This window comes from Streptomyces echinoruber, assembly GCF_014651135.1.
GTDB lineage: Bacteria > Actinomycetota > Actinomycetes > Streptomycetales > Streptomycetaceae > Streptomyces > Streptomyces echinoruber.
Genome location: NZ_BMWH01000001.1, coordinates 88,284 through 112,362 on the forward strand (window position 1 = coordinate 88,284; position 24,079 = coordinate 112,362).

At 72.2% G+C, this 24,079-nt stretch carries 17 protein-coding genes, 1 tRNA gene and 2 pseudogenes; 9 read left to right on the top strand and 11 right to left on the bottom strand.

Annotated features, from left to right (window positions below; translation table 11 throughout):
* Window positions 1–74 precede the first annotated feature (74 nt).
* The gene (locus IE225_RS00420; protein ID WP_190055223.1) at window positions 75–1,799 is read left to right on the top strand and encodes a glycoside hydrolase family 6 protein; all 1,725 of its coding nucleotides are present in this window, start codon (window positions 75–77) and stop codon (window positions 1,797–1,799) included.
* A 27-nt stretch (window positions 1,800–1,826) separates the two neighbouring features.
* On the opposite strand, the pseudogene IE225_RS00425 reads toward IE225_RS00420, so the two are convergent.
* Window positions 1,827–2,590 (bottom strand): annotated as a pseudogene (locus tag IE225_RS00425) (phytanoyl-CoA dioxygenase family protein).
* Between the two features lie 135 nt (window positions 2,591–2,725).
* Here IE225_RS00425 and IE225_RS00430 point away from each other — a divergent pair.
* The gene (locus IE225_RS00430; RefSeq protein WP_190055224.1) at window positions 2,726–3,649 is read left to right on the top strand and encodes a class I SAM-dependent methyltransferase; all 924 of its coding nucleotides are present in this window, start codon (window positions 2,726–2,728) and stop codon (window positions 3,647–3,649) included.
* A gap of 233 nt (window positions 3,650–3,882) precedes the next feature.
* On the opposite strand, the gene IE225_RS00435 is transcribed toward IE225_RS00430, so the two are convergent.
* From IE225_RS00435 to IE225_RS00445, 3 genes are all read right to left on the bottom strand, one after another.
* Window positions 3,883–4,719: an aldo/keto reductase gene (locus IE225_RS00435; protein WP_190055225.1), complete on the bottom strand. Its 837-nt coding sequence runs from the start codon at window positions 4,717–4,719 to the stop codon at window positions 3,883–3,885.
* 112 nt (window positions 4,720–4,831) lie between these two features.
* Window positions 4,832–6,661 (bottom strand): AMP-dependent synthetase/ligase, encoded by a 1,830-nt coding sequence (locus IE225_RS00440; protein ID WP_190055226.1) that lies wholly within the window; start codon window positions 6,659–6,661, stop codon window positions 4,832–4,834.
* Window positions 6,662–7,168: 507 nt separating this feature from the next.
* Window positions 7,169–8,032 carry a LysR substrate-binding domain-containing protein gene (locus tag IE225_RS00445; RefSeq protein ID WP_190055227.1) on the bottom strand — a complete coding sequence of 288 codons (864 nt, stop codon included), beginning with the start codon at window positions 8,030–8,032 and terminating at the stop codon, window positions 7,169–7,171.
* A 142-nt stretch (window positions 8,033–8,174) separates the two neighbouring features.
* Between IE225_RS00445 and IE225_RS00450 the strand changes: the two genes are divergently transcribed.
* Window positions 8,175–9,218, top strand: coding sequence for a bile acid:sodium symporter family protein (locus IE225_RS00450; protein ID WP_229879093.1), 1,044 nt, complete (start codon window positions 8,175–8,177; stop codon window positions 9,216–9,218).
* Window positions 9,219–9,412: 194 nt separating this feature from the next.
* On the opposite strand, the gene IE225_RS00455 is transcribed toward IE225_RS00450, so the two are convergent.
* Together IE225_RS00455 and IE225_RS00460 are read right to left on the bottom strand one after the other, a co-directional pair.
* A complete protein-coding gene (locus tag IE225_RS00455) occupies window positions 9,413–11,290 on the bottom strand; it encodes a sialidase family protein (protein WP_190055229.1) in 1,878 nt (625 codons plus the stop codon).
* A 141-nt stretch (window positions 11,291–11,431) separates the two neighbouring features.
* Window positions 11,432–12,349, bottom strand: a complete 918-nt coding sequence (locus IE225_RS00460; protein WP_190055230.1) for a quinone oxidoreductase family protein — start codon at window positions 12,347–12,349, stop codon at window positions 11,432–11,434.
* A gap of 104 nt (window positions 12,350–12,453) precedes the next feature.
* Between IE225_RS00460 and IE225_RS00465 the strand changes: the two genes are divergently transcribed.
* The gene (locus tag IE225_RS00465; protein WP_190055231.1) at window positions 12,454–12,957 is read left to right on the top strand and encodes a MarR family winged helix-turn-helix transcriptional regulator; all 504 of its coding nucleotides are present in this window, start codon (window positions 12,454–12,456) and stop codon (window positions 12,955–12,957) included.
* A gap of 114 nt (window positions 12,958–13,071) precedes the next feature.
* Here the strand turns inward: IE225_RS00465 and fdhD are convergent, their stop codons facing one another.
* Both fdhD and IE225_RS00475 read right to left on the bottom strand, forming a co-directional pair.
* On the bottom strand, window positions 13,072–13,920 hold the full coding sequence (gene fdhD, locus IE225_RS00470; RefSeq protein ID WP_190055232.1) for a formate dehydrogenase accessory sulfurtransferase FdhD: 849 nt from the start codon (window positions 13,918–13,920) through the stop codon (window positions 13,072–13,074).
* A 7-nt stretch (window positions 13,921–13,927) separates the two neighbouring features.
* Window positions 13,928–14,074 (bottom strand): annotated as a pseudogene (locus tag IE225_RS00475) (2Fe-2S iron-sulfur cluster-binding protein); the annotation flags it as partial.
* Between the two features lie 361 nt (window positions 14,075–14,435).
* Between IE225_RS00475 and IE225_RS00480 the strand changes: the two are divergent.
* Both IE225_RS00480 and IE225_RS00485 read left to right on the top strand, forming a co-directional pair.
* A complete protein-coding gene (locus IE225_RS00480) occupies window positions 14,436–15,977 on the top strand; it encodes an aldehyde dehydrogenase family protein (protein WP_190055234.1) in 1,542 nt (513 codons plus the stop codon).
* A gap of 193 nt (window positions 15,978–16,170) precedes the next feature.
* Window positions 16,171–16,255: transfer RNA gene (locus IE225_RS00485), tRNA-Leu, on the top strand.
* A gap of 189 nt (window positions 16,256–16,444) precedes the next feature.
* On the opposite strand, the gene IE225_RS00490 is transcribed toward IE225_RS00485, so the two are convergent.
* Both IE225_RS00490 and IE225_RS00495 read right to left on the bottom strand, forming a co-directional pair.
* Window positions 16,445–17,530 carry a hypothetical protein gene (locus IE225_RS00490; RefSeq protein WP_229879094.1) on the bottom strand — a complete coding sequence of 362 codons (1,086 nt, stop codon included), beginning with the start codon at window positions 17,528–17,530 and terminating at the stop codon, window positions 16,445–16,447.
* A 180-nt stretch (window positions 17,531–17,710) separates the two neighbouring features.
* The gene (locus IE225_RS00495) at window positions 17,711–19,180 is read right to left on the bottom strand and encodes an IS701 family transposase (RefSeq protein ID WP_190055235.1); all 1,470 of its coding nucleotides are present in this window, start codon (window positions 19,178–19,180) and stop codon (window positions 17,711–17,713) included.
* Between the two features lie 214 nt (window positions 19,181–19,394).
* Here IE225_RS00495 and IE225_RS00500 point away from each other — a divergent pair, with 214 nt between their 5' ends.
* Complete coding sequence (locus IE225_RS00500; RefSeq protein ID WP_190055236.1) at window positions 19,395–20,840, top strand: NF041680 family putative transposase; 1,446 nt, start codon at window positions 19,395–19,397, stop codon at window positions 20,838–20,840.
* Between the two features lie 300 nt (window positions 20,841–21,140).
* Here the strand turns inward: IE225_RS00500 and IE225_RS00505 are convergent, their stop codons facing one another.
* Window positions 21,141–21,614 (bottom strand): MarR family winged helix-turn-helix transcriptional regulator, encoded by a 474-nt coding sequence (locus IE225_RS00505; RefSeq protein WP_190055237.1) that lies wholly within the window; start codon window positions 21,612–21,614, stop codon window positions 21,141–21,143.
* Window positions 21,615–21,687: 73 nt separating this feature from the next.
* On the opposite strand from IE225_RS00505, the gene IE225_RS00510 reads away from it, so the two are divergent.
* Both IE225_RS00510 and IE225_RS00515 read left to right on the top strand, forming a co-directional pair.
* Window positions 21,688–22,062: a cupin domain-containing protein gene (locus tag IE225_RS00510; protein ID WP_190055238.1), complete on the top strand. Its 375-nt coding sequence runs from the start codon at window positions 21,688–21,690 to the stop codon at window positions 22,060–22,062.
* 154 nt (window positions 22,063–22,216) lie between these two features.
* Complete coding sequence (locus IE225_RS00515; protein ID WP_190055239.1) at window positions 22,217–23,794, top strand: MFS transporter; 1,578 nt, start codon at window positions 22,217–22,219, stop codon at window positions 23,792–23,794.
* The last annotated feature ends 285 nt before the right edge of the window (window positions 23,795–24,079 follow it).

A 24,079-nucleotide genomic window follows, 5' to 3' on the forward strand; every position in this document is an offset into this window, starting at 1 on the left:
GCGACCTGCACCACTCGCGCGACCTGCACCACTCGCACCCACACCCATCGCACACGACAAGGAAACCCGCACTCATGAGTCGTACCAGACTTGCGATGCTCGCCGCCCTGACCCTGGTTGCCGGTGCCTCGGGCACGGCACTGGCGGCCGTGCCGCACGGGAGCGGCGGCCTGGCCGCCGCCCCCTGCACCGTCGACTACAAGGTGCTCAACCAGTGGGACTCCGGCTTCACCGCCTCGGTCACCGTGACCAACAACGGCTCCGCAAAGTCGAGTTGGTCGCTGAAGTGGGCGTATGCCGGCAACCAGAAGGTCACCAGCGGCTGGAGCGCGAAGATCACCCAGAGCGGGCAGAACGTCACCGCGTCCAACGAGAGCTACAACGGCACGCTGGCGACCGGCTCCTCGGTCAGCTTCGGCTTCAACGGCACCTACAGCGGAACCAACGCCGTTCCGTCCACCTTCACCCTCGACGGCGTCACCTGCAACGCCGACGGCGGCACGCCCACCGACCCGGGCACGCCGACCGACCCCGGCACCCCGTCCGGCAAGGTCGACAACCCCTTCGTGGGCGCCAAGGGCTACGTGAACCCCGAGTGGTCGGCGCACGCCGCCGCCGAACCGGGCGGCAGCCGCGTCGCCAACCAGTCCACCGCCGTCTGGCTCGATCGCATCGCCGCCATCCAGGGCGTCAACGGCGGCATGGGCCTGCGGGACCACCTCGACGAGGCGCTGAAGCAGAAGGGCTCCGGTGAGCTCGTCATCCAGCTGGTCATCTACGACCTGCCCGGACGTGACTGCTCGGCCCTCGCCTCCAACGGCGAGCTCGGCCCGACCGAGATCGACAAGTACAAGACCCAGTACATCGACCCGATCGCGTCGATCCTGTCGGACCCGAAGTACGCGGGCCTGCGGATCGCCACCGTCATCGAGCCGGACTCGCTGCCCAACCTGGTCACCAACGCCGGCGGCACCGCGGGCAGCACCGACGCCTGCGCGACCATGAAGGCCAACGGCAACTACGAGAAGGGCGTCAGCTACGCCCTCGACAAGCTGGGCGCCATCCCGAACGTCTACAACTACATCGACGCCGGCCACCACGCCTGGCTGGGCTGGGACAGCAACCTCGACCCGTCCGTCCAGGAGTTCTACAAGACCGCGACCAGCAACGGCGCGAGCGTGAACGACGTCACCGGCTTCATCGTCAACACCGCCAACTACAGCGCCACCAAGGAGCCGAACTTCAAGATCACCGACACGGTCAACGGACAGACCGTCCGCCAGTCCAAGTGGGTGGACTGGAACCAGTACGTGGACGAGCAGTCCTACGCCCAGGCGCTGCGCAACAAGCTCGTCGCGGCCGGTTTCAACTCCACCATCGGCATGCTGATCGACACCTCCCGCAACGGCTGGGGCGGCTCCGCCCGGCCCACCGGCCCCGGCCCGCAGACCTCGGTCGACGACTACGTCAACGGCGGCCGCATCGACCGGCGCATCCACGCCGGCAACTGGTGCAACCAGAGCGGCGCCGGTCTCGGTGAACGGCCCACCGCGGCTCCGGCCGCCGGGATCGACGCCTACGTGTGGGTGAAGCCCCCGGGGGAGTCGGACGGTGCCAGCTCCGCCATCGACAACGACGAGGGCAAGGGCTTCGACCGGATGTGCGACCCGACGTACGGGGGCAACGCGCGCAACGGCAACAACCCCACCGGGGCGCTGCCCAACGCGCCGCTGGCCGGGCACTGGTTCTCCGCCCAGTTCCGGCAGCTGATGCAGAACGCCTACCCGCCGCTGTCCTGACGTGGTGAGGACCGCCGGGGCCGGGACCTACGCGTCCAGGCCCCGGCGGATCGCCTCCTCCACCGGTGAGCGGCCGCCGTCGGCCCGCTCCGGCCGCAGCGGCACCGCCGGATGCAGCGGCGGCTGCGCGATGAAACGGGGCCGAGTGCCGTGGTGCGGCTGCACCGCGTGCACCAGGAACGGGTGGCACAGGTAGACGTCGCCCGGGCGGCCGGTGGCGTACGCGAGCGGGCGGTGGGCGGAGGCCGCGTCGACCTGCGGGCCGAGCTGGAGGAAGGACGCGCCCGCCTCGCCGTACGGCGCCGGCACGGGCGGTACGTCCAGGTGGGAGCCGACGCGGATGCGGGTCGGGGCGTCGGCCTCGGTGACCTCGCTGAACAGGAACAGCATCAGCAGGGCGCGGCCTCGGGAGCGCAGGTTGGTGTGGTAGTGCGCGGCCCCCTCGGGCAGGTAACCGCCCTCGATGTGCCAGCCGGTGTCGCCGGGCTCCTCCGGATGCGGGAAGCGCAGCGGGAACGTGCCGAGCGAGTACCGCGGCTCCCAGCGGCCCTCGCCGACGAGCAGGTCGAACGCCCGGTGCAGACCGGGGAGTTGGCGGCCGCCGCGAACGGGCCCTGCGCCATGCCGCCCACCCGGACCACGGGCTCTCGCCAGGTGCCGGGGTCGTCCGGGTCGTACCCCGTCTCCCGCCACAGCAGCCGCGCGCAGTCCGCGGCGACCCGCGGCGGGAAGGCGCCCTCGATCCTCACGAAGCCGTCGGTGAGGAACCTCTCCACCCGTTCGTCGTCCACCCGGTCATGGTGGGGGACGCACCCGGGCGCCGCATCCGGTTTTCGCGTGGTGTTTTTGCCGTTCCGGCAACAGTGGTGGCCCACCCCGGCGCGTCGGCGCAGGCTGTCGGCATCGCAAGGGAGAGGCTGAGCACCATGGCGCACCACCACCACGAGCACCACGAGCGCACCGGGGACGTCAAGGACGTCAAGGACGTCAAGGACGTCGGGGACGTCGGGGACATCGACTGGGCGGCGCTGGCCCCGCTGCTCCAGGCGCAGGCCGAGCTGTACACGCCGCTGTACACCCGTGCCCTGTCCTGGCTGGCCAAGGAGGTCACCGAACCGGGGCTGATCGTCGACGCGGGCAGCGGGCCCGGCGTGGTCGCGGGCCTGCTCGCCGAGACCTTCCCCGGCGCCCGGATCGTCGCCGTGGACGGCTCCGAGCCGCTGCTGGAGCGGGCCCGCCGGCGGGCGGCCCGGCTCGGCGTCGCCGACCGCTTCGGCACACTGACCGGTGAACTGCCCGGCGTACTGGACGAGTTGGACTACCCGGCGGACCTGCTGTGGGCCAGCCGCAGCCTGCACCACCTCGGCGACCAGCGCGCCGCGCTCGCCGCGTTCGGCGCGCGGCTGGCCCCCGGCGGCACCCTCGCCCTGCTCGAGGGCGGGCTGCCCACCCGCTTCCTGCCCCGCGACATCGGTCTCGGCCGCCCGGGGCTGCAGGCGCGGCTCGACGCGCTGGAGGAGGACCGGTTCACGCGGATGCGCGAGGAGCTGCCCGGCTTCGTCGCCGCCGTCGAGGACTGGCCCGCCCTGCTGACCGCCGCCGGCCTCCGGCACACCGGCACCCGCACCTTCCTGCTCGACCTGCCCGCGCCCCTGCCGGACCGGGCCCGCGCCTACGTCGCCGACGACCTGGCCCGCAGGCGGGACCTGTTCGGCGACGACCTCGACCCCGACGACCGCGCCACCCTCGACCGCCTCCTCGACCCCGACGATCCCCGCGGCGTCCACCGCAGGCCGGACGTGTTCGTCCTGGCGGCCCGCACGGTGTACCGGGCGGTGCGGCCGCACTGACACCGCGGACGGCGGCGGCCGCTCGGCGGAACCGGCGGCCCCGCGGGAGCGGTGGCCGACGGCCCCGCAGGACCGGCGGTCGGCGGCCCCGCAGGACCGGCGACCCGACCGGAACGGCGGCGGCCCGGCAAGACGGCGGCCCCGGGGGACCGGCGCGCGGGGCGCTCCTCCAGGGCCGTGCCGGGAACGTCGGCCGGGTCTCAGACCATGCTCAGGCCATGTTCAGATCATGCTCAGACCATGTCGAACGTGGCCGGGTCCGGGCCCAGGCGCCGGCCCTCGTCCAGGGCGCGGAAGACCGCGAGGTCCTCGTCGTCCAGGCTGAAGTCGAAGACCTCGATGTTCTCCTTGATCCGGGACGGGGTCACGGACTTCGGGATGACGATGTTGCCGGTCTGCACGTGCCAGCGCAGCACGACCTGCGCCGGGGTGCGGCCGTGCTTCTGCGCGACGGCGACGATCGCCGGTACCTCCAGCAGGCCCCGGCCCTGGCCGAGCGGCGACCAGGCCTCGGTGGCGATGCCCTGCTCGGCGTGGTACTCGCGGGCCTGGTGCTGCTGCAGCTGCGGGTGCAGCTCGATCTGGTTGACGGCCGGGATCACGGAGGTCTCGCCGATCAGCCGCTCCAGGTGCTCGGGCAGGAAGTTGGAGACGCCGATCGCCCGGGCGCGGCCGTCCGCGAGGATCTTCTCGAACGCCTTGTAGGTGTCGACGTAGCGGTCCCGGGACGGCAGCGGCCAGTGGATCAGGTACAGGTCGACGTACTCCAGGCCGAGCCGCCGCAGCGAGGTGTCGAACGCGCGCAGCGTCTCGTCGTACCCCTGGTCGCTGTTCCAGAGCTTGGTGGTGACGAAGATCTCCTCGCGCGGGATGCCGGAGGCGGCGATGGCCTTGCCGGTGCCCTCCTCGTTGCCGTAGATCGCGGCCGTGTCGATGCTGCGGTACCCGGCCTCCAGAGCGGTGGCGACGGCCCGCTCCGCCTCGTCGTTGGGCACCTGCCACACGCCGAAGCCCAGCTGGGGCATCTCGACACCGTTGTTCAGGACGATCGGGGGAACCTTGCTGCTCACTGACTCTCGATCCTTCGGTTGACGTCAGGGGGACTTCCCGCACCCTCGTCAACGATCAAGGAGCGGGACACATTCCTGACGGGTACGGTCCGGACGGGCCGAGTGCCCCGTCTCACACCCGGTACAACGCCTCGACCTCCTGCGCGTAGGCGTTCTCGATCGCCTTGCGCTTCAGCTTCAGCGACGGGGTGAGCAGTCCGTGCTCCTCGGTGAACGGCTGGGCCAGGATGCGGAAGGTGCGGATGGCCTCGGCCTGGGAGACGAGCGTGTTGGCGGCGACCACCGCGCGGCGCACCTCGGTCTCCAGATCGGGGTCGCGCACCAGTTCGGCCGGGGACAGCTTCGGTTTGCCGCACATCTCCAGCCAGTGCTCGACCGCCTCCTGGTCCAGGGTGACCAGGGCGGCGATGTACGGCCGGTCGTTGCCGACGACGAGGCACTGGGCGACCAGCGGGTGCTCGCGGACCCGTTCCTCCAGGGGGGCCGGGGAGACGCTCTTGCCGCCGGAGGTGACCAGGATCTCCTTCTTGCGGCCGGTGATGGTGAGGTAGCCGTCCTCGTCGAGGCTGCCGAGGTCGCCGGTGGCCAGCCAGCCGTCGTGCAGGGCCTGGTCGGTGGCCTTCTGGTTGTTGAGGTAGCCCTGGAAGACGTTGCCGCCGCGCAGCCAGATCTCGCCGTCGTCGGCGATGTGCACGGTGACACCGGGAACGGGCCGGCCGACGGTGCCGTACCGGGTGCGCCCGGGAGGGTTGGCGGTGGCGGCCGCCGTGGACTCGGTCAGGCCGTAGCCCTCGTAGATCTGCACGCCGGCGCCGGCGAAGAACAGACCGAGGCGGCGGTCCATGGCCGACCCGCCCGACATGGCGTTGCGGATGCGGCCGCCCAGCGCGGCCCGCATCTTGGAGTAGACCAGCTTGTCGAAGAACTGGTGCTGCATGCGCAGCCCCGCCGAGGGGCCCGGCCCGATGCCCCAGGCCTTGGCCTCCACCGCGTCGGCGTACTTCACGGCGACCTCGACGGCCTTCTCGAACGGCCCGGCCTTGCCTTCCTTCTCCGCCTTCCGGCGGGCGGCGTTGAACACCTTCTCGAAGATGTACGGCACCGCGACGATGAACGTCGGCTGGAACGAGGCCAGGTCGGGCAGCAGCACGGAAGCGTTCAGCTGCGGCTGGTGGCCGATCCTGACCCCGCCGCGGACCGCGGCGACCTCCACCATCCGGCCGAAGACGTGCGCCAGCGGCAGGAACAGCAGCGTGGAGGCCTCGTCGCCCTTCTTGGAGTGGAACACCGGCTCCCAGCGTGCGACCACCGTGTCCGCCTCGAACATGAAGTTGCCGTGCGAGAGCACGCAGCCCTTGGGGCGGCCGGTGGTGCCGGAGGTGTAGACGACCGTCGCCACCGTGTCGGGGGTGACGGCCTCCCGGTGCCGGTGCACCACGTCGTCGTCCAGGTGCGCGCCCGCCTCGTACAGCTCCTGCACGGCGCCGGAGTCCAGTTGCCACAGCCGGCGCAGCCGCGGCAGCCGGTCGATGACGGTGGCGATCGTCATGGCGTGGTCCTCGTGCTCCACGATCGCGGCCGACACCTCCGCGTCGTACAGCATCCAGAAGCACTGCTCGGCCGAGGAGGTGGGGTAGACGGGCACGACCTGGGCACCGATCGTCCACAGCGCGAAGTCGAACAGCGTCCACTCGTAGCGCGTCCGGGACATGATCGCCACGCGGTCGCCGAAGCGGATGCCCGAGGCGAGCAGGCCCTTGGCCAGGGCGAGCACCTCGTCGCGGAACTCCGCGCGGGTCACGTCGCGCCACCGGCCCGTCTCGTCCTTGCGGCCGAGCGCCACCCGCAGCGGGTCCTCCTCGGCGTGCCGGAAGACGACGTCGGCCAGGCCGCCCACGGGCGGTCCGAGCGACGTCACCGGAGGACTCGTGAACTCGCGCAATCCTCGCTCCCCGCTTCTTGTGACGCCTCGCACAGGCCGTGAAAGCTACCCCACGCGCGAGGGGGGCGGGAGGGGGTCCGAAATCGAACAACCCTCGCGTACGGGCAGGTCGACGGGCGGAAAAATGCGTTCACATGGGGAAGGTTCGGACAGAATCCCGACGGTGGCGTAAGTTTCGGTCCCGTAATCTCCACCGAATCTGTACGACCCGATTACGCCCCGGGCGACGGGGCGCAGCCGGTCGGTCGCGGTGTGCGGCCCCCTTTCCCGTCAGCGCCGGCGCGGCCGATTCCGTCACACCCGGCTCGCCCCGGCGGGACGCCCCGACGCCCTCGACCCGGTCCGGCACCGGCGCCGTCCCCGCCGGCCCCGCCCGGCGGGCGTCCGGCACGTGAAGGCGGCCCCGTGTTCCTGCGCCGGGTGGAGCAGCCGGCCGGTGCGCCGCGCCTCCGGCCGGGCCGCCCCTCTCAGTCCCTCTCAGTCCCTCTCAGTCCCTCTCCGCCCCTCTCAGCGCCGGTGCAGCCGGTCCCCGCCGGCGAGGATCGCCGCCGCCAGGGCGTCCGCGGCGTGCTGGGCGGAGGGGCGGCGGCGGCCGTGGACGAGGACGAAGTCGACGCCGCCGAGCTGGGGCAGGCCGAAGCGGTCGGGGACGCGGACCAGGCCGGGCGGGACGAGGCCGCGCGCGTGGGCCATCACGCCGAGGCCGGCGCGGGCGGCGGCGATCAGGCCGTTGAGGCTGCCGCTGGTGCAGGCGATGCGCCAGGGGCGGCCCTGGCGCTCCAGCGCCTCCAGGGCGAGGGCGCGGGTGATGCCGGGCGGCGGGTAGACGATCAGCGGGACCGGGCGGTCGGGCTCCGGGCGGAGGCGTTCGGCGCCGATCCACACCAGCTCGTCGTGCCACACCAGTTCACCGTGCGTGTCCTGGGGGCGCCGCTTGGCCAGGATCAGGTCGAGCCCGCCCGCGGCGAGCTGCGCGTGCAGGGTGCCGGACAGCTCGACGGTGAGCTCCAGGTCGACCTCGGGATGCTGGTGGCGGAAGCCCTCCAGGATCTCCGGCAGCCGGGTGAGGACGAAGTCCTCCGACGCGCCGAAGCGCAGCCGGCCGCGCACCCGGGTGCCGGTGAAGAACGCCGCCGCCTGCTCGTGCGCCTCCAGGATCCGGCGCGCGAACCCGAGCATCGCCTCGCCGTCCTCGGTGAGCTCCACCGAGTGGGTGTCCCGGGTGAACAGCGGCCGCCCGGTGGCGTCCTCCAGGCGGCGCACGTGCTGGCTGACGGTGGACTGGCGCAGCCCGAGCCGCCGGGCGGCCTGCGTGAAGCTCAGGGTCTGCGCCACGGCCAGGAAGGTCCGCAGATGGGCGGGATCGTACACATCCTCGACCCTAGCCGGTCATCATGGTTGGCGATAGCAGTGAGAGCCGTGTGCCGGATTCCCGATCACCGTCGGGAGGAGCAGGATGGTGAAGGGGCCCCGCGCCCCGCCGCCCGTGCCCGCGAGACGCAAGGGGAGCGCCGTGAAACGCCTGACGTGGCCGTCGTGGCTGCCGATCGACCCGTACCTCCTGCTGCTGCTCGGGACGGTGGGCCTCGCCGCCGTGCTGCCGGCCCGCGGGACGGCGGCCGACGTCACCGGCGTCGCCTCGACGGTGGCGATCGGCTTCCTGTTCTTCCTCTACGGCGCCCGGCTGTCCACCCGCGAGGCCCTCGACGGGCTGCGCCACTGGCGGCTGCACCTCACCGTCCTCGCCTGCACCTTCGTGGTCTTCCCGCTGCTCGGCATCGCCGCCCGCGCCCTGGTGCCGGTGCTGCTGACCCAGCCCCTCTACCAGGGGCTGCTCTTCCTCACCCTGGTGCCGTCCACGATCCAGTCCTCGATCGCCTTCACCTCCCTCGCCCGCGGCAACGTGCCCGCCGCGATCTGCGCCGGCTCCTTCTCCTCCCTGGTCGGCATCGTCCTCACCCCGCTGCTCGCCGCCGCCCTGCTCGGCGGCGGCGCGGGCGGCTTCTCCCCCGACTCGCTGGTGCAGATCGTGCTGCAGCTGCTGGTGCCGTTCCTGGCCGGGCAGGTGCTGCGCCGCTGGATCGGGGACTTCGTGGCCCGGCACAGGAAGGTGCTCGGACTCGTCGACCGCGGTTCGATCCTCCTCGTCGTCTACACCGCGTTCAGCGAAGGCATGGCCCGGGGCGTGTGGCACCGGGTCAGCCCCGCCCGGCTGGCCGGGCTGCTCGCCGTGGAGGCCGTACTGCTGGCCGTGATGCTCGCCCTGACCTGGTACGGCGGCCGGGCGCTGCGCTTCGGCCGCGAGGACCGCATCGCCCTGCAGTTCGCCGGGTCGAAGAAGTCGCTGGCCTCCGGGCTGCCGATGGCGAGCGTCCTGTTCGGCGCGCACGCCTCGCTGGCGGTGCTGCCGCTGATGCTGTTCCACCAGATGCAGCTCATGGTGTGCGCGGTCATCGCCAGGCGCCGCGCCCGCGACCCGGAGGTCGGCGACACCGCCTCGCCCGGGCCGGCCGCGGCGGCGGCGACCGCGGCCGGCACCGGGACGCCTCCCCGCTGACGCGGGCCGACGCGGCGGACGGGCCCGCCCGGGCGGGCCTGCCCGGGCGGGGCGGCGACCGCGGCTCGGTACCGGCCGCGCCGCCCGGCGCCGATCCCGGCCGCGCCCGGCCCGGCCCGGGGCGCGCCCGCGGAGTGCTGCCGGCGGCGACCCGGTCATGTGGTGGTGGGGCGGTGGGGCGGCGGAGCGCGGTGTCAGCGTCCGCCGCGCACGCGGTCCATGGGCAGCCACAGGACGGTGTGGCCGTAGGGCTCCGCCGTCCCCTCGCGCACCCCGGTCAGTTCCTCGTCGCTCAGGGCGCGGTCCCAGACGTGGACGTCGTCGAGGGCGCCGGTGAAGAAGGCCCGGCTGTCCATGCGCTGCCCGAGGTGCACGCCGAAGGGCGAGTTGCGGCTGACGGAGCCCGGCACGTCGGCCGTGTCGAGGGCCGTGCCGTCGACGAAGAGGGTGAGCCGGCCGCCGCCGCGGCGCAGCGCGAGGTGGTGCCACCGGCCGTCGTTGTAGGCGCCGGTGGTGCGCACGTACGCCGACCGCGGGGCGCTCGCGCCGTCGCGCACCGTGATCAGGCCCTGGAGGCGGTTGTTCGCCGGTTCGCCGCGCAGCCACACCTGGGGCCGGCCGGTACCGATGCCGCCCATCCACAGCAGGGGCTGCTCGCCGTCGGCGGCGGTGTAGCGGAACCACAGGGAGGCGGTGAGGTCCTTGGTGCCTAGGGGGAGTTGCGGCCGGTAGGGCAGGCGTACGGCGTCGTCGGTGCCGTCGAAGGCGAGCGCGCCGCCGAACACGCCGTCGGTCTCCTCGGTGCCGCCCAGGACGAGCGCGCGGGAGGCGTGCGGGGCGAGGTCGGCGGTGGTCGGGTCGGGGCCGCGGCGCGGATGCAGCCAGTCCTCGGTGAACCGGGCGAAGCGGATCTCGTCGCGGGCGTCGGCCGCGCCGCCCTCGTACAGCAGACCCACCGTGTCGCCGCCGACGCGGACCAGGTCGGAGTAGCCGGACCAGTCGGTCGTCACGGCGGTGCCGCGGTCGACGCTGTCCCAGGTGCGGCCGCCGTCGTAGGAGGAGCGGATCATCATGGTGCGGCGGCGGTCGGGGTCGCCGGGGCAGGACAGCAGGAGGCGGTCGCCCAGGCGCAGCAGCGCGCCCTGCACCTGCGGGGTGTACAGGTCGGGCAGGTCGCGGAAGGGCGCGGTGAAGCGGTCGCCGCCGTCCCGGCTGACGGCCTGGGTGCGGTGGCCGAGGTCGGTGCCGTCCTGTTCCCGGCCGCTGACCAGGATCGAGCCGTCGGCGCGCTCGGCGAGGGTGAGTTCGGACGGCTTCTGCCGGAAGGTGCCGTCGGCGGCGATCGGCCAGGTGTCGGTGGCGCCGACGCGCCAGTGGTCGCCGTGGTCGTCGCTGACGACCAGCGCGGCGTGGTTGGCGGTGACCCGGCTGCCGTCCCAGGTCTCGGTGTTGACCCCGAACACCAGCCGCCCGGCGTGCCGGCCGCGGGTGAGCTGGACGCCGTGCACGGGCCCGGTGGCGTACCAGGAGTTCCAGTGCGCGGGCAGGATCTCGGCGCTCAGGTCGCGTGGCTGCGACCAGGTGAGCCCGTCGTCGTCGCTGTACTGCAGGTGCGGGGTGCGGTCGCAGGGCACCGAGCAACTGGCGCTGTCCGTACGGCCGGTGTTGTACGTCTCCGCCAGCAGGACGCGGCCCGTCCGGCGGTCCACGACCGGCGCCGGGTTGCCGTGGGTGTCGCCGCCGCCCTCGTTGACCACCCGCAGCGGGCCCCAGGTGCGGCCGCCGTCCGTGGAGCGTTTGACGACGATGTCGATGTCGGCGGCGTCCCCGCAGTTGAGGACACGGCCCTCGGCGAAGGCCAGCAGGGTGCCGCGGGTGGTCCGCACGATCGCCGGTATGCGGAAACAGGCGTAGCCCGGGTCCTGGGCGGCCTTGAAGAGGACCTGCTGCTCGAACGGGGGCGTGTCGGCGGCCGGCCGGGCGTGCGCCGGGAGCGGCATCAGGAGGACGGCGACCGCCGCGAGCACGGCGGCCGGGGTGGATCTCAGACGTGTGCGCAGACGTGACGGCATGGTGCGACCTGCCCTTCATCCGTCCGGACATCCGGACATCCCACGTCCGATGACCCGGTCCCCAGACGGTAGTTGGACGCCCGGGCACCCGACAAGAAGCGTGCGGCGCATGACTGACGGGGCTTCAGGGGCCTGTCGCCGTCAGGGCACGAGCACCACCTTGCCGAGATTGCGGCGCCCCAGGACGTCCGCGTGCGCCCGCTCCGCGTCCTCCAGCGTGAACCGCGCGTGCACCCGCGGGCGCACGGCGCCCTCGGCGAACAGGTGCCACAGCTCCCGCCGCCACCGCTCGTACAGCTCCGGCTGTTCGCGGGCGACGCGCGCCATCTGGAAACCGGTGACCGATTTGGCGCCCACCAGCAGGTCGTATGCCCGGACGGTGCCGCCGCCCGAGCTGTAGGCGACCAGCCGGCCGCCCGGCGCCAGGGCGGCGAGCACCCGGCCGAGCAGGTCGCCGCCGACCGCGTCCAGGGCGTAGTCCGCGGGCTCGCCCCAGCCCTCCTCGCCGTAGACCGCGACCTCGTCGGCGCCCAGGGAGCGCACGAAGTCCGCCTTGGCCGGATCCGACACGGCGCCCACGACCCGGATCGCCCCGCGCGTCCGGGCCACCTGCACGGCGAGGTGGCCGACGCCGCTCGCCGCGGCCGTCACCAGCGCCGCCTCGCCCGCCTCGGGACGCGCGGCGTGCAGCGCGCCGAGGGCGACCAGGCCGCCGCGCACCAGCGCGACCGCGTCGACGGCCGAGGCGCCGTCGGGCACGGGGGAGGCCATGGCCTCGTGCAGCGGGGCGAGGTCGGCGTAGGCGTGCCCGAAGCACAGCCCGGTCACCCGGTCGCCGGGCCGGAACCGGGTGACGCCGGCGCCGGCGGCCACCACCTCCCCGGCGATCTCCCCGCCCAGCGGCACCGGCTCCGCCTCCTCGGCGGCCTTGCGCACCACGGGCAGGGTGACCCCGACGGCCGCGCAGCGCACGAGCAGTTCGCCGGGGCCGGGCTCGGGGGCGGGGACGTCCTCCACGAAGAGCGGGCCGCCGGGGGAGTCGTACCGGACGCGGCGCATGGCACCTCCAGAAACCGTTGGGACCCCCAATGGATTCATTGGGGAACCCAACGGTATTCATGATTCATGGGGAAGTCCAACGACTTCTTCGTTAGGCTGCCGCCATGGCCGACGAAGCCCCCCTCCCCGCCATCCGCTCCCTGCCCAGCTGGCTGCTCGGCCGGGCGGCCGCCCGCGGACGCGCCTTGGTGGCCGAGGCGCTGGCCGCCGAAGGCCTGAGGATGTGGCACCACGTGGTGCTCTCCGCCGTCCGCGACCTCGCCCCCGTCGCCCAGGCCGACCTCGGCCGCAGCATCCGCCTCGACCCCAAGGACCTGGTCGGCATCCTCAACGACCTCCAGGCGGACGGGCTCGTCGAGCGCGCCCCCGACCCGAAGGACCGCCGCAGGAACCTGGTCTCCCTCACCGGAGCGGGCGAGCGACTCCTCGTGCGCTGCGAGAAGGCGGCCCGGGAGGCGAACGACGCGCTGCTCGCGCCGCTGACGGCGGCCGAACGGGAGCGGTTCACGCGGATGCTGGTCCGCGTGGTGGGCGGGGCGGGCACGGCGGGTGTGGCGGGCACGGCGGGTGTGGCGGGCACGACGGGTGTGGCGGGCACGAAGGACTGAGGCCGGGGACCGGGGGAGGCCCGGCCTCGGCCCGCCGTGCCCGCGCGGCGGGGTCCCGCCGCTCGGAAGCCTGCTGCGCCGTGTCGGGGCGCGGTCGGCGCGTGTCGGGGGCAGTCAGCCCGTGGCGGCCGTGGTCGTGAGGGCGATGCGGTCCTCGCCCGCGTACACGTTCATGGAGGTGCCGCGCAGGAAGCCCACCAGAGTCAGGCCGGTCTCCGCGGCCAGGTCCACCGCCAGGGACGACGGCGCGGAGACCGCCGCCAGGACCGGGATCCCGGCCATGACCGCCTTCTGCGCCAGCTCGAAGGAGGCCCGGCCGGAGACCAGCAGCACCGTCCGGGACAGCGGCAGGTCCCCGTTCTGCAGGGCGCGCCCGACCAGCTTGTCGACGGCGTTGTGCCGGCCCACGTCCTCCCGTACGTCGAGCAGCTCGCCGTCCTCCGCGAACAGGGCCGCCGCGTGCAGGCCCCCGGTCCGGTCGAAGACCCGCTGGGCCGCCCGCAAGCGGTCGGGGAGGCTCGCCAGCAGCTCCGGCGCCAGACGGAGCGGGGGCGTGTCGGCGATCGGCCAGCGGGCCGTCGTGCGCACCGCGTCCAGACTGGCCTTGCCGCACAGGCCGCACGAGGAGGTGGTGTAGACGTTGCGTTCGAGGGTGACGTCCGGGACCGCCACGCCGGGGGCCGTCCGCACGTCGACGACGTTGTAGGTGTTCGAGCCGTCCACCGCCGCGCCGGCGCAGTAGACGACGGTGCGCAGCTCGGCGGCGTCGCCCAGCACGCCCTCGCTCACCAGGAAGCCCGCGGCCAGCGCGAAGTCGTCGCCCGGCGTGCGCATCGTGATCGCCAGCGGCCTGCCGTTCAGCCGGATCTCCAGCGGCTCCTCGGCGACGAGCGTGTCGGGACGGGACGACACGGCTCCGTCCCGGATACGGATCACCCTGCGTCGTTCCGTGACTCGTCCCATGTCCTGATCAGCCCCGGTTCTGTGCGTGCTGGCGGCCGAAACGGCCCTTGCTACGGCCCTTGCTGCGGAAGGCGCCGTGGGTCACCGGGTCGTCGTGCGGCGGGGTGACCCACGCGATCTCATTGTCCTGCACGGGCGGCGTCAGGTCGCGGCCCGCTTCACGGTCCACTTCGCGGCCATTCCGCAGCCCACTCCGCAGCCCATTCCGCGGCCTGCTCCGCGGTACGGCCGCGCCCGGGCCGCCGGGGCCGTCCCGGGTGGCACGCCGGCCGAGACGGTGGATCCGGCGCCGGCCGTCCCGGGCGCGGCCGCGTGACATGGCTCATAGTGGACACGCGGCGACTGTCACATGACACCCGGTGCCCCTACGCCTCCGTACCGGGTACGACTACGACAACGCGCGCGGCCCCGCCCGGGTGTCCCGCCCGCGCCGCCCGCGCACGGGGTGCGTGCCCGTGCCCGGGCGATCCGCCACGCATCCCCGCCCGACCGTGCACCGAGAGCGGAGCAACCCGATGGCACACACCCTCACCCTCAAGGCGGGCACCGCCTGGAGCGACGCCTGGCGGCGCTGCCTCGCCGCCGCCCCCGAGGCCTTCCGCGACGACCGCGTCCTCAACCTCTGGAACGCCGCCTGGCAGGCCGACGGCAACCCCCTGCCCGCCACCAGCCCCATCGACGGCAGCCCCATCGCCGGCCCGCCCCGCCTGGACGCGGCCACCGCCCGGCAGGCCGTCCGCGCCGCCCTCGACCAGCACCGCACCTGGCGGCACGTACCGCTCGCGGAGCGCCGCGCCCGCGTCACCGCCGCCCTCGACGCCCTCACCGAGCACCGCGACCTCCTCGCGCTGCTGCTGGTGTGGGAGATCGGCAAGCCCTGGCGGCTGGCCTGCGCCGACGTGGACCGCGCCATCGACGGCGTGCGCTGGTACGTCGACGGCATCGAGCCCATGCTCGCCGACCGCGCCCCGCTGGACGGCCCGGTGTCCAACATCGCCAGCTGGAACTACCCGATGAGCGTGCTGGTCCACGCCATGCTCGTCCAGGCGCTGGCCGGCAACGCGGTCGTCGCCAAGACCCCCACCGACGGCGGCCTCGCCTGCCTCACCCTGGCCTGCGCGCTCGCCGCCCGCGAGGGCCTGCCCGTCACCCTGGTCAGCGGCAGCGGCGGCGAGCTGTCCCAGGCGCTGGTGCGGGCGCCGGAGATCGGCTGCGTCTCCTTCGTCGGCGGCCGCGACACCGGCGCCGCCGTGGCCACCGCCGTCGCCGACCTCGGCAAGCGGCACATCCTCGAACAGGAAGGCCTCAACACCTGGGGCGTCTGGGACTACAGCGACTGGGACGCCCTGGCCGCGGTCGTCCCCAAGCTGTTCGACTACGGCAAGCAGCGCTGCACCGCCTACCCCCGCTTCGTCGTCCAGCGCGACCTGTTCGACGCGTTCCTGGCGGCGTACCTGCCGGCGGTCCGCCGGGTGCGCACCGGCCACCCGCTGGCCGTGGCCCACCCCGACGACCCCTTCCCCGAACTGGACTACGGCCCGCTCATCAACGCCGCCAAGGCCAAGGAACTGCGCGACCAGGTCGCCGAGGCGATCGACCGCGGCGCGGTCCCGCTGTTCCGGGGCGAGCTGTCCGACGGGCCGTTCCTGCCCGGCCAGGACACCTCCGCCTACGTCCCGCCGGTCACCCTGCTGAACCCGCCGCCGTCCTCCCCGCTGCACCACGCCGAACCGTTCGGCCCCGTCGACACCATCGTCCTGGTCGACACCGAGGCCGAGCTGCTGGCGGCGATGAACGCCTCCAACGGCGCCCTCGTCGCCACCCTCTCCACCGACGACCCCGCCACCTACGACCGGCTCGCCCCGCAGATCCGCGCCTTCAAGACCGGCCACAACCGCCCCCGCTCCCGTGGCGACCGCGACGAGCTCTTCGGCGGCTTCGGCGCCTCCTGGCGCGGCGCCTTCGTCGGCGGCGACCTGCTGGTGCGCGCCGTCACCCGCGGCCCGGCCGGAGAGCGGCTGCCCGGCAACTTCCCCGACTACCACCTGATGCCCTGAACCGGACCGGCCCCCGACGCGCCGATCCGGACCGGCCCCCGACGCGCCGGTCCGGACCGGCACTCACCCGATGCGCCGAACCGCCGCCGCCGGTCGCGCCACCGGAAGGAAACGCAGGTGAAAGGCACTGCGAAACCTTGGTATGGTTGTCCCTGTCGCCGCGGGGAACACCCCGCACGGCGGCGGACACCTCGTCCGGGTGGCGGAATGGCAGACGCGCTAGCTTGAGGTGCTAGTGCCCGTTTAAGGGCGTGGGGGTTCAAGTCCCCCCTCGGACACTCGGAGAAACCGACGAAACGGGTTTCTGCTGGTGACGGAAGTCACCAGCAGGGGCCCGTTTCTCGGTTTCATGATCGCTGTGAGGCATCACACAGCCTGGTCAGGTCATACGACAGGCCCCGACGCACGAGCTATCTCACGGGTGGGACCTGTCTTCGTTGTGCTGCAGTGGCGGGGGCCGGATCGGTTTATGCCGCTGGTGTCAGGTGGCCGGTCGGGGTCCTGCTCTTCGGTTGTCTGGTGGGGTGGCGGTGGTGGGTCCGGCGTCGTGGCCGTTCGCCGCCGAGGGCCAGGGTGTCCAGCCACTTCTTGATCTTGCGGCGGTTGGAGTGGGCCAGCTGGAAGGCGAGCAGGATCGTTTGGGCGGCGATGCCGCGGATGCGTCGGGATCCTGCGGATTCGATGCCCTCGGCGAGGGGGTTCTTGGCGTAGCCGTTGTAGCCCTCGACGCTGTTGCGGAGCCGGAAGTAGACCTTCTGCCATTCCGGGCTGCCGTAGTCCAGGGCCTGCCACTGCTTGGCGCCGGCGTCGGGGCCGATGGTGATCGTGCGCTGGCGGCAGACCTTGAGCGGGCCGGTGGGGCTGGGTTCGGGGTCGATGAGGGGCAGGTGGATGCCGCGGCCCATGCTGTAGGGCTTGATGGGGCACTGAACCTTGCCTGCTGCGGCGGGGCACGTCATCCGCTGGTAGCCGTCGGCGTCGGCGTTCTCTTTCGGCATGATGCGGTAGCTGCGGCGGGCGGCGATCAGCCGGACCCATGTCTCCCGGTCGATGCGTTCGGCGTGCAGGTCGATGGTGGCGTTGATGAGCGGCTCGGGCATGGAGGGGCAGTACCAGCGGCCCTCGACGAGGATCGCGCCGTGTGCGCCGGCCTGTTTGCCGAGCTGGTCGGCGCGGTAGTCGTAGACGGGCTTGTAGCCCATGGCCCGGACGGGCAGCTGCCACTCGTCGGGCTCGGAGTTGTTGTAGGCGCGATCGCCGGCCAGGTAGCCGGGTTTGTATCCACGCTCCCGGAGGCGGTTGAGGATCTTCAGGCCGTTGTACGCGGGACGGTGGCCGGGCTTGTCCAGACTGACGCCGAGGACGAGGGCCGGGAGGACGTCGGGGTTGGGGGTGCCGTCGTCGAGGAGTACGGCGTCGTGTTCGGCGTCGCGGGTCACGATGAGGTGGGCGTCGTAGCCGAAGAGGTACTTCTTCTTGAGCGAGGTCTTCTTCTTGTTGCCTTCGGAGGCTTTGGCCGTGCGCTTGTCGGTGGGCGGTGGTGTGGGGCGCATGGCGTCGGTGACCGGGGTGTCGGGGTCGCGGTGGTCGCCTTCGCGTACGTACCAGCCGACGTCGGGGTCGGTGGCGAGCTCCAGCCCGTTGGTGCGCCGGCCGCGGGAGAACGTCCTCAGAGGGCGGTACGTGACGTGATGTCGCTTTTACCGGTGGTTCGTTAAATCCGGAGGTAGAGGTCAATGCCGTGTCCGGTGCTGACCGCGTCGATCAGGGCCTGGAGCTCGGAGGGTGGGTCGGTGTCCGTCCAGGCTTGCCATCATCGGGTGAGGGTGATGGCGGGGGTGAGCCAGGAGCGGATGGCCCGTAAGGCCTTTGGCCGGCAGGGCGGTTGGGGCTGGTGGGGTATGGCTGGGCCCCCTCTCTGGCCCCTCCTCGGGGCACGGGTCCGGTGCGCTGGCGTCCAGCGGTCCGGGCGGGGCGAACCACTGGTCCCAGCAGAAGGGAAAAGCGCAGTTGACCAGAATCTGGTGGCGGCGGATGGCGCGGTCGGAGCGGACTTGGAAGTCGGCCCAGCCGAGTTCGTCCTTGATCTGCTTGTAGCTCTGCTCGATCCAGGGCCGCAGGCCGTAGAGGCGGACGATCTCGGCGAGGTCGGCCGGCGGGTGCGGGCTGGTGACGGCAGGGGGTGCGTCGGGGTGGGGCAGGTTGGTGGCCAGGTACCAGGTGGCCTTCTCCGGCAACGTAGCCGGGTCGGTGGTGGCCACGACCAGCCGGCAGGGCGAGTCGGGTCCGTAGCCGCCCAGGCGGGCGTCAGCGGCCCGCCAGGTCTCGGTGTGCCCGTCGCGGAAGTGACGCTCCACAGCCGTCCAGTCGCCCGGATGCTTGGCATTCTTCCAGGCCAGGGCGTGGGCGGCTTCGATGGGGGTGTGCGGCTGGTCGGCCCGGGCCCAGGTGCCGCGGTGCGGCTTGAGCGCGACCACGTAGGCCAGGCCGGCCTCGCGCAGCGCGAGGTACCAGTCGTCGCTCACGGAGTAGGCGCAGTCGGCGACCACCGCCCGGCAGCCGAAGCCCGCCTCCTTCCCGCGGGCGCGAGGGCGGCGGGGCTGCTGCTGAGCCTGCTGCTGCGGGGCCGGGCTCCTTCCCGCGGGCGCGAGGGCGGCGGCCGGCTGCGGTTTCGTGCGGAAGGCCGGATCGGCCCGGCCGCGGGCGAAGTGGTGGGCAGGGGTGTAGGGAGTCGCGTGCAGCGGGGAGTACACGCGGCCGTCGGTCCATACCGTGGACACCGTGACAATGCCGCTGCCCGTCTTGCCCAGCCGGCCCAGCCACTGCCGGCCCACATGCGCGGTGGCGGTGCCGTCCCTGCGGTCCCCGGAGTCGTCGATCACGATGACCCCGCCGGCGTGCGGAGCCGTCGCCGGCTCCTCGCGCAGCAGCTCAAGCCGCCGGTCGTTGGCCTGCTCGGCCTCCCAGGGCGACTCGGACAGGAAGAACTGCAGCCGCTGCACCCCCGGCGTCCCCGCACCCGCCACCGGCTCCGCCCCGGCCAGGCAGGTGATCGTCTTGTTCCGCTCCCGCGGCGCCAGCAGCCCGGTCAGGTACTCGCGACACCCCCGCCGCGGGGCGGGACTGAAGAAGAGGTCGTCGAACCGGGCCGCGTAGTCCTCCAACGGCCCCGGCGCGGGCGGACACGGACGGCGAGCGGTCATCTTCAGCCCCTGGCAAGGAAGCTGACTCCTCCCACCGGCCTACGACCAACCCGACCTGCCGTCAACCCACGCCACCACCGGATCTAACGAACTACCGGTAACGTGGCAGGTCACCCGACCTGCTGAACTGCGGTTCTTTCCGGGACAGCGGAGGCGGCCGTTCTCCACGCTTCGAGATGTCGAGTCACGAAGGACAAGAGAACGGCCGCTGTGTATGAGTCTGTCTGTCGATGCGTCCACAGGCGAGGCGTTGGACGTGTTGTCCCGCTTTCGGGTCGAGTTCTACGAATGCCTTTACGCCCGCGCGGATGCGCTCTTCGAGCTCACCGACGCGGTGCTGTGCGCGGACGGGCCGGTGAAGACCCTGGTCGAGCTGTCGCTCGCGGTCGAGCACCGGCGCGGGCACGGTGCGCTGTACGCGGCCTTGGACCGCGGCTGGCTGGAGCCGACACGCCTGCGCCGCACGCTGGCCGGCCTGCCGCTGCCGAAGGCGGCCGACGGCCGGATCGTGCTGGCTGCGGACGTGAGCAACTGGCTCCGTCCCGATGCCCCGACCAGCGACAACCGGCTGTTCTGCCACGTCTACGGACGTGGCGACCGCAAGACGGACCAGTTCGTGCCGGGCTGGCCGTATTCCTTCGTCGCCGCGCTGGAATCCGGCCGCACCTCCTGGGTCGCGCTGCTGGACGCTGTCCGCCCGGGACCCGCCGACGACGCGACGCTCGTCACCACCGCCCCACTACGCGATGTCGTAAAGCGGCTGACGCAGGCCGAGCACTGGCGGCCGGGCGACCCGGAGATCCTCATCGTGATGGACGCCGGCTACGACGTCACCTACCTCGCCCACGCCCTGGCCGACCTGCCGGTGATGCTGCTCGGGCGCCTGCGCTCGGACCGGGTCATGCTCCGCGACCCCGGCCCGCCCCGCTGCGGCCCGAAGGGCGGACGGCCCCGCCGGCACGGCGGCGTCCTCACTTTCGCCAAGCCCGACAGCCGGCACCAGCCCGACGTCACCACCAGCACGGACACCACCCGCTACGGCACTGCGGAGGCGATGGCCTGGGACCGGATGCACCCCAGGCTCACCCACCGAGGTCCATGGCTGGACCACGCGGACGAGGAACTACCCATCCTGCACGGCACGTTGGTGCGGCTGCAGGTCGAGCGCCTGCCGGGCGACCGCGACCCGAAACCAATCTGGCCGCAGTGCTCGGCCACCGCCGCCACGCCGGTGGACGTGGACCGCTGGTGGCAGTCCTTCCTCCGCAGATTCGATCTCGAGCACACCTTCAGACTCCTGAAGCAGACCCTCGGCTGGACGGCACCGAAGGTTCGCCACGCCGACAGCGCCGATCTGCGGACCTGGCTCATCATCGCCGCCCACACCCAGCTCCGCCTCGCCCGCCCCCTCGCCGAGGACCTGCGCCGTCCCTGGGAGCGACCCGCCGAGCCCCGCTGCCTCACCCCCGCCCGCGTCCGCCGGGGGTTTCGCAACGTCCGCGCGACGGCGGCCCGTCCAGCGGCCGCACCGAAACCGTCCAAGCCGGGCCCGGGACGGCCTCCCGGATCGAAGAACAAGCACCGGGCCAGGCACCACGACGTCGGCAAGACGGTCAAACGGGCCGAGTCGATCAAGGAACACCAAGCCCGCCGAGGATAAACGCCAAGCTAAGCCGGTGGCCGTTCTCCTCTCCGGGCCCTCACCCCGACACCCGGACAAACGCCCGGATCAGGCAGGAACCCGCACACCACTTCCCAGGACGCAACCCCCTTACCTGTTTCTCCGAGTGTGGTGGATGGCTCTGGGCACGGCGGAACGGACCGTCGATGGCTGGGAGGCTGTCGACGGTCCGCGTCCGTGTCGCGGACGGCGATCGTCGCATGAGCCCGGCGCACAGCCCCCTGCCTCGCCTGCTGAAGTCGCCGTGATCATGCCCCGTCACCACACCGCCGTGCCGTTTCACCAGACGGGGCGCAACGGCGGGATCGAGCCACCGGCCAACGTACGGATGACGGCCGCGAGTTCAGCTCGCGGGACTTGTCGACCGACTTCGTGGAGCTGCTTGGTCAGTTGCGCCTCCAGCTCGTGCAGGATCTGCCCGGCCACCGCGAGGTGCTTCAGAGCCTTGTCGGTCAGAACAACGAGCTTGCGCCGACCGCCGGCGGGGTGTGGCCGACGTTCCACGTAGCCCCGCCTCTCCAGGTCGTCGATGATCTGGCCGGCGGCCTGTTTGGTGACCCCGAGTTGCTCGGCCAGCTCACTGCTGGTCGCACCGGAGCCGTGCAGCACCTGAAAGACCAGGCCGTGCATGGGGCGCAGGTCGGCATAGCCCGCGGCGTCAAGGCGGCTCACGAACTCGGAGAGGACCAGCTGGAAGGCCATCCCGAGCAGGAAGGTGAGCTCGGTTTGCTCGAGGGGGTCGTGGGTCTCCATCAGCCCATCTTGACACACCGATATAAAGCCGCTTTACTCGCTGCAAGTAAAGATGCTTTACACAGGAGGTGTCATGAACGCGGTCAGCGAGAGCGAGCAGCGGACGACCAAGACCCCTGCCGGTTCGATGTTCGGCCTGGCGGCCCCCAGCCAGGGGAGTGCCGAGGTCAGCACGTGGCGGGTGGAACTGGGGGCGGACTCGGCTACACCGGTACACATCATCGACCGCGAACAGGTGTGGATGCCCCTGTCGGGCGAGTTCGAGGTCGAGGTGGAGAGCGAGACCGGGCAGGCCAAGGCCGGCCAGGCCGTCATCATCCCCGCCGGTGCCGTGCGGCAGCTGAAGGCCGTGGGCGGCCCGGCGGAGGCGCTGGTCGCCATGGCCGTCGGCGGCAAGGCGATGATGCCCGGGAGCGAGGACAAGATCCCGCTTCCGTGGGCTGAGTGACCATACCTGACTGAGCGACCCGGCCAGGTCGACCCCCGAGGGATCTGGCCGGGCCGTTCGCCTCTCCGGACTCTCCGCCTCGGTCCTCACGTCACCGTGAAGTCAGAGATGTCGGACATCAAGTGCAACCCGCCCAATCCGATTAAGGACAGGTATGAATCCCGAAGTGAGCAGCGGGCGCCGCCGGGCGATTCTGGCTCTGCTCGCCATCACCGTACTGATCGTGGTCATGGACCTGACGATCATCAATGTGGCGCTTACCCCGATCCAGCAGAGTCTGAACGCGACCAACGCCGAGCTCCAGTGGTCGCTCGACACGTATCTGATCACCTTCGCGGCCTTCCTCTTCACCGGTGGCGTGTGCGCGGACCGGTTCGGACGGAAGCGGACGCTCATGGCCGGCCTGGTGGTGTTCGGTGCCGGCTCGGTGCTGGGGGCGTACGCCGACACCGTCACGGAACTCATCGTGTGGCGTGGCGTCATGGGCGTGGGCGCGGCGGTCGTGCCGACCGTCACGCTGGCCGTCATCATGAACGTCTTCCCGCCCATGGAGCGGCCGAAGGCGATCGCGGCCTGGGCCTCGGCCGCAGGAGTCGCCTTCGCCGTGGGGCCGGTGCTCGGCGGGCTGCTGCTCGAGCAGTTCTGGTGGGGGTCGATCTTCCTCATCAACGCCCCGCTGGTCGTCGCCGGCGTGATTCTCATGGGGGTGCTCGTCCCCGAGTCCAAGAACCCCGCGCCCGCCAAGTTCGACCCGCTCGGCGTGCTGCTGTCCATCGCCGCCGTCGGCCTCCTGGTCTACGGCATCGTGACGGGCGGTGAGGACAACGACTGGCTGGCTGCCGACACTCTGGGCGGGCTGATTGGCGGTCTGGTGCTGCTCGTGCTCCTCGTGGTGATCGAGTCGCGAATGGCGGCACCGTCCCTGGACGTCAGCCTGCTGCGCAGTGCCCGGTTCTCGGCGGGTTCCGGAGCCATCGCGCTCTGCTTCTTCGCGCTCATCGGGGCGATCTTCGTCACGCAGTTCTACTACCAGGCCGTGCTCGGCTTCTCTCCGATGAAGGCCGGTCTGTTGCTGCTGCCCACGGGCATCGGCTCCATGATCATGTCCGCCCGCTGCCCCAAGCTCGTGATGCGGTTCGGGCCGCGCGCCGTGGTGGCCGCCGGCGCGTGCGTCATGGCTGTGTCCTTCATCCTCAGCAGTCGGCTGACCGCGGACACGCCCACCTGGCTGCTGATCGTCGCGCAGCTGATCTTCGGTCTCGGCTGGGGCTGCATCATGGCGCCGGCCACCGCGTCCCTGATGTCCGTCGTGCCTCCGGTCAAGGCCGGTGCGGGGCAGGCCGTGTCGCAGACCATGCGCCAGGTCGCCGGTGCGCTGGGCGTCGCGGTCATCGGCAGCATCATCGGTGTGGTCTACCGCTCGGGGATGGAGGACTCGGTGGGCGTGCTCCCGGAGGCCCTGCGCGACGAGGCCGCCGGGTCGATCGGCGGCACCCTGCGCGCGGTCAAGGCCGCAAAGCTCGGTGACCAGGCTCCTGCTCTGATCGGCAAGGCCGTTGACAACTACCTGTCGGGCATGGAGATCACCATGCTCGTGACTGCCGGTGTCGCGCTGCTCGCCGCCGCTGTGTCCCTGCGCTGGCTGCCGAAGACGGCACCGAAGCCGCCGGTCCCGCCGGCACCGAAGCCCACCGCGGGCGAGGCCGCCGGCTCGCTGGGAGCACGTGTCTGAGGACCACCTGCACGCGTACGACGAGAACACAGGGTGCCCGCCGTATACAACGGCGGGCACCTTTGTGTCTCGCTCCTGGGTGAAGTCGACACACGGACTTCATAATTCCGCATCACTGCGTGTAGTGGTGGGGAGTTTTCAAGCTGCGGCTCCGCGGTGCGAATAGGGGTGAATCGGACGGAGCTAGGCATTCCGAATTTATTAACATGACCAAGAGTAAAAGTGCTTGACTTACTCCCTCGCGAATCCATAGTGTCATGCCGTCAAGCAGCTCTCTCGGTGCGC

Coding starts and splice junctions, on each gene's coding strand:
- IE225_RS00420 (WP_190055223.1), top strand. CDS start 75: ATGAGTCGTACCAGACTTGCGATGCTCGCCGCCCTGACCCTGGTTGCC.
- IE225_RS00430 (WP_190055224.1), top strand. CDS start 2,726: ATGGCGCACCACCACCACGAGCACCACGAGCGCACCGGGGACGTCAAG.
- IE225_RS00455 (WP_190055229.1), bottom strand. CDS start 11,290: ATGCCGTCACGTCTGCGCACACGTCTGAGATCCACCCCGGCCGCCGTG.
- IE225_RS00460 (WP_190055230.1), bottom strand. CDS start 12,349: ATGCGCCGCGTCCGGTACGACTCCCCCGGCGGCCCGCTCTTCGTGGAG.
- IE225_RS00465 (WP_190055231.1), top strand. CDS start 12,454: ATGGCCGACGAAGCCCCCCTCCCCGCCATCCGCTCCCTGCCCAGCTGG.
- fdhD (WP_190055232.1), bottom strand. CDS start 13,920: ATGGGACGAGTCACGGAACGACGCAGGGTGATCCGTATCCGGGACGGA.
- IE225_RS00480 (WP_190055234.1), top strand. CDS start 14,436: ATGGCACACACCCTCACCCTCAAGGCGGGCACCGCCTGGAGCGACGCC.
- IE225_RS00490 (WP_229879094.1), bottom strand. CDS start 17,530: ATGCGCCCCACACCACCGCCCACCGACAAGCGCACGGCCAAAGCCTCC.
- IE225_RS00495 (WP_190055235.1), bottom strand. CDS start 19,180: ATGACCGCTCGCCGTCCGTGTCCGCCCGCGCCGGGGCCGTTGGAGGAC.
- IE225_RS00500 (WP_190055236.1), top strand. CDS start 19,395: ATGAGTCTGTCTGTCGATGCGTCCACAGGCGAGGCGTTGGACGTGTTG.
- IE225_RS00505 (WP_190055237.1), bottom strand. CDS start 21,614: ATGGAGACCCACGACCCCCTCGAGCAAACCGAGCTCACCTTCCTGCTC.
- IE225_RS00510 (WP_190055238.1), top strand. CDS start 21,688: ATGAACGCGGTCAGCGAGAGCGAGCAGCGGACGACCAAGACCCCTGCC.
- IE225_RS00515 (WP_190055239.1), top strand. CDS start 22,217: ATGAATCCCGAAGTGAGCAGCGGGCGCCGCCGGGCGATTCTGGCTCTG.